General features: G+C 73.4%; 3 protein-coding genes and 1 tRNA gene. All 4 read right to left on the minus strand.

The annotated features are described in order from the left end of the window. Positions 1-10: 10 nt before the first annotated feature. A tRNA-Met gene (locus ABZ641_RS27435) sits at positions 11-87 on the minus strand. A gap of 99 nt (positions 88-186) precedes the next feature. Continuing rightward, positions 187-516 (minus strand): DUF1801 domain-containing protein, encoded by a 330-nt coding sequence (locus ABZ641_RS27440; protein ID WP_359985860.1) that lies wholly within the window; start codon positions 514-516, stop codon positions 187-189. 99 nt (positions 517-615) lie between these two features. Next, a complete protein-coding gene (locus ABZ641_RS27445) occupies positions 616-2,769 on the minus strand; it encodes an alpha-galactosidase (RefSeq protein WP_359985863.1) in 2,154 nt (717 codons plus the stop codon). Then, the coding region (locus ABZ641_RS27450; protein WP_359985865.1) for a beta-galactosidase at positions 2,766-4,292 on the minus strand (1,527 nt) is incomplete at its 5' end. The genes ABZ641_RS27445 and ABZ641_RS27450, both read right to left, overlap by 4 nt.

The following is a 4,292-nucleotide window of genomic DNA, read 5'->3' on the forward strand; positions in this document are numbered from 1 at the left end:
CTTCCGGATGTGGTAGCGGGGACAGGATTTGAACCTGCGACCTCTGGGTTATGAGCCCAGCGAGCTACCGAGCTGCTCCACCCCGCGTCGGTGGACACGACTGTACGGCACCGCACCTGAGCTTGGGAAATCGGTTCCGGTTCCGGTCTCCTGCGCGTGACCGGGCGGGCCTTCCCGAGGGGCCGCTCAGGCTTCCAGCGCGGCGCGGACGAGACCGCGCAGCTGGTCGTCGGTGATGCCCGCCGCGTCCTTCGACCGCAGCCGGATGGTCCCCCGGCCGCTGACGAGCTCGGGGTGCCGGGTGGTGAAGCCGCCGTCGCGGTCCTTCCCCCAGCCGTAGATCGAGATGCCGTGCTGCCGGGCGCCGACGTGGAGCCTGCGCTCGCCGACGCGGTAGGTCGGCATTCCGTACGACAGCGTCGGTTTCGTCTCCGGGAACGCCTCCAGGATCAGGCCGCTCACCCGGTCGAAGAGCGGGCGGCGTTCCGGGGCGATCGCGTCGACGTACTCCTGCACGGCGTCCGTGCCGACCGTTCTGGCCGTGCCCGGCCCGGAGCGCCGCCTGCCGCGGCGGCGGGTTCGCCCCTGCCGGGGCGCGGGTGTCCGGCATGACCGTCATGGCCGGCGGGGCTCGCGGGTGAAGGTGAGCATCCTGCTGCTGAACGGGCCGGCGGGGAGGTCCGGGTCGATGCCGCGGGCCATCAGCGCCGCGCCCGAGAACAGGGTGTGCGGGCCGTCGGGGTCCGTGTCGTCGGTGACGCGGTAGAGGGCGTCGTGGTCGAGTCCGTGCAGGCGCAGCGCGGGGGCGGTGCGTGTGGTGGCGGGTCCGACGCGCCACTGGAAGGCGACGGCGTGGCTGCGGTCCGGGGCGACGTACTGCACGGCGTGGCTCCCGTCGGCGCCCGGCTCGCCGAGGCGGGCGTGGTCGCCGTGGTGGATGGTGGGCCGCACCCGCTTGTAGGCGGTGATGTGGCGGGCGGCCTCGTCGAGTTCGGCGGGGCTCCACCGGGTCAGGTCGGCGCCGATGCCGAGGCAGCCCGCCATGGCGGTGTGCAGGCGGAACCGCAGGGGCGTCTCGCGACCGGTGATCGGGTTGGGGCTGTCGGTGACCCAGGCGCCCATGATCTGCGCGGGGTAGGCGTGGGTGAATCCGTGCTGGACGGCCAGCCGGCTGACGGCGTCGGTGTTGTCCGAGGGCCAGACCTGGTCGGTGCGGGCGAGGCCGGCGAGGTCGACGCGGCCGCCGCCGCCCGCGCAGGACTCGATGCGCAGGCCGGGGTGCGCGGCACGCAGCCTGTCCATCAGTGCGTGGACGGCGCGGGCGTGGTCGATGTGGCAGCGGCGGGTGGCGGGTGCGGTGGCGGTGGTGGCGGCTTCGGTGAAGGACCGGTTGAAGTCCCATTTCAGGTAGTCCGCCGCGGTGGTCTCGACGAGGTCGTGGAGCCAGCCGTAGGCCCAGGCGGCGACGTCGGGGCGGGTGAAGTCGAGGACGAACTGGTGGCGGAGCGGGTGGGCGGTGCGGTCGGAGAGGTGGAGCAGCCAGTCGGGGTGGCTGCGGAGGAGTTCGCTGCCGGCGCTGGCCATCTCGGGTTCGACCCAGATCCCGAACCGCATGCCGAGGCCGTGGACGTGGTCGGCGAGCGGTGCGAGGCCGTCGGGGAACCGGCGGGGGTCGGGTGTCCAGTCGCCGAGGCCGGCGCGGTCGTGGTCGCGTCCGGTGAACCAGCCGTCGTCGACGACGAAGAGTTCCGCGCCGATGCGGGCGGCGAGGTCGGCGAGGTGGCGCTGGTTGTCGGGGGTGACGTGGAAGCCGGTGGCCTCCCAGGAGTTGTAGAGGACGGGCCGCGGTTCGCGGGGGTGGGGCAGGACGTGGGCGCGGATGTAGGTGTGGGAGTTGCGGCCGGCCCCGCCGAAGCCGTGCGGGGTGTAGTGGCCGACGGCGGTGGGGGTCGTCCAGGTGTCTCCGGGGTCGAGGGTGATCTCGACGCCTTCGTGGCCTGCGCCGGTGATGATGCTGCAGCGTCCCTCTGCGGTGTGGAGGGCAGTGGTGCGCCAACTGCCGGAGGTGGCGAGGGCGGTGGTCCACACCTCGCCGTGGGTCTCGGTGGCGGTGCCGTCGTCGACGGCGGCCCAGGGGTTGGCCTGGTGGCCCGTGTGGCCGCGGCGGCTGGTGAGGGTGGTCTCCCCGACGGGCAGGTGGGTGCGCTGGAGCTGGAACTCGCGTGCCCAGGCGCCGTGCAGGGTGGTGAGGCGGTAGGTGCCGAGGGCGGGTGGGTTCCACTGGGCGCTGGCGTGCCGGACGAGCTGGACGGGGGCGTCGGTGCCGGTGTGGCGGTAGACGGTGTGCCGTTCGATGACGGGGCTCGCGTGGTGGATGCGGTAGTGCAGGTCCCAGGCGAGGGGGCGGTGGCGGTCGCGCAGGTGGATCGTGAGGGTCGCTCCCGTGTCGTCCTCGCCGGTGGTCCAGTCGTCGACGAGGGGTTCGAGGGCGCTGGTGCCGTCGGCGTAGCGGACGTCGAGGGCGGGGGGTGCGAAGCGGACCTGTCCGTCGACGGGCAGTTCCTCGGTGCCGTCGAGGGGGCTGTGGAAGCTGTTGGCGGGTTCGTCCGGCAGGTGCAGCCGGCGGGCGTCGTCGAGTGTGATGGCGGCGCCCCAGTGGAGCATGCGGACGGTGCCGTTCGCGCGGTCGATGCGCAGCGCGTAGCCGGTGTCCGCGGCGGTGAGCAGCACGGTGCCCGTGGGCCGGTCGGTGCTGATGGCGGGTGTCATCGGTGGGCCGTCCGGGGGTGGTGTTCCTGCACGACGGTGGCTGCGCCGGGGGGCAGGGTGATGTGGTCGTCGGTGACGGGGGTGTCGAGCAGGCCGGTGCCGGTCACGGGGACGGTGACGGTGCGGTCGGTGTGGTTGACGAGGAAGAGGTAGCTGCGGTCGGCGGCGGAGCGGCGGACGGCTTCGACGCCGGGCGGGGTGGCCGCGGCCGGGCGGACGCCGGCCGTGCGGCAGAGGGTGTCGAGGAAGTGGGTGAGCGTCGGCTCCGGGAGGAGGGTGCCGACGTACCGGGCGGTGCCGTGTCCGTGGTGGTGGGTGGTGACGGCGGGGCCGCCGCGTGCGGGTCCTCCGGCGGGGGTGTCGGCGAACCGCAGCCAGGGGGTGCTGGTGCGGCAGTGGATGCGTTCGGCCCACAGGTGTGCGCGGGTGCCGGTGGTGAGCTCGGCGGTGGTGTGTTCGCGCAGGGGGAGGTACTCGTCGACGGTCAGGCCCAGGAGCTTGGTGAGGGCGGCGGGCTGGGGGCCGGGGCGGACGCGGTCGTTGTCGTCGACGGCTGCGCTGAAGGGGCCGACGGCGAGGTGGCCGCCGGATTCGACGTAGGCGTGGAGGTTGTCGGCGGTGGTGTCGGTGACGAGGTAGAGGTTGGGGGCGAGGACGGCACGGTAGGGGGTGAGGTCGGCGTCGGGGGCGACGAGGTCGCAGGTGATGCCGAGGTTCCACAGGGCGGTGTACCAGTCGCGGACGAGGTCGGGGTAGCGCAGGTGTCGGGAGGGGCGGGCCTCCAGTTCGAGGGCCCACCAGGCGTGCCAGTCGAAGACGACGGCGACGTGGGAGTCCACGCGGCTGCCGGCGACGTCCCCCAGGCGGACGAGGTCGGCCCCGAGCCCGGTGACCTCGCTCCAGGTGCGGGTGTCGGTGCCGCCGTGCGGGAGCATCGCCGAGTGCCACTTCTCGGCGCCGGCGCGGGACTGGCGCCATTGGAAGAACATGATGCCGTCGGCGCCGCGGGCCAGGTGGGTGAGGCTGTTGCGGCGCAGCTGGCCGGGTTCCTTGGCGACGTTGACCGGTTGCCAGTTGACGGCCGAGGTGGAGTGTTCCATCAGCAGCCAGGGCCGGCCGGCGGAGGTGCCGCGGGCGAGGTCGGCGTTGAGGGCCAGGTCGATGTGGCCCCGGGGGTCGGCGGCGGTGAGGTAGTGGTCGACGGCGACGAGGTCGCAGCGGCGGGCGAAGGCGTGGCCGTCGATCTTCTTCTCCAGGGTGCCCATCAGGTTGGTCGTGACGGGGATGCCGGGGGCGTGCCGGCGCAGCAGGTCGGTTTCGGCGGTGTGCCGGGCGAGGAGTGCGTCGGAGGAGAAGCGCCGGTAGTCGAGTTCCTGTCCGGGGTTGCGGAAGGCGGTGGTGTCGCGGGGCGGCTGGATCTCGGCCCAGTCGCCGTAGCGCTGGCTCCAGAAGTCGGTGCCCCAGGCGTCGTTGAGCCGGTCGAGGGTGGTGTACCGGTGCTGGAGCCAGGTGCGGAAGTGAGC

This window comes from Kitasatospora sp. NPDC007106 (assembly GCF_040634455.1).
Taxonomy (GTDB): Bacteria; Actinomycetota; Actinomycetes; order Streptomycetales; family Streptomycetaceae; genus Kitasatospora; species Kitasatospora arboriphila.

Coding starts and splice junctions, on each gene's coding strand:
- ABZ641_RS27445 (WP_359985863.1), bottom strand. CDS start 2,769: ATGACACCCGCCATCAGCACCGACCGGCCCACGGGCACCGTGCTGCTC.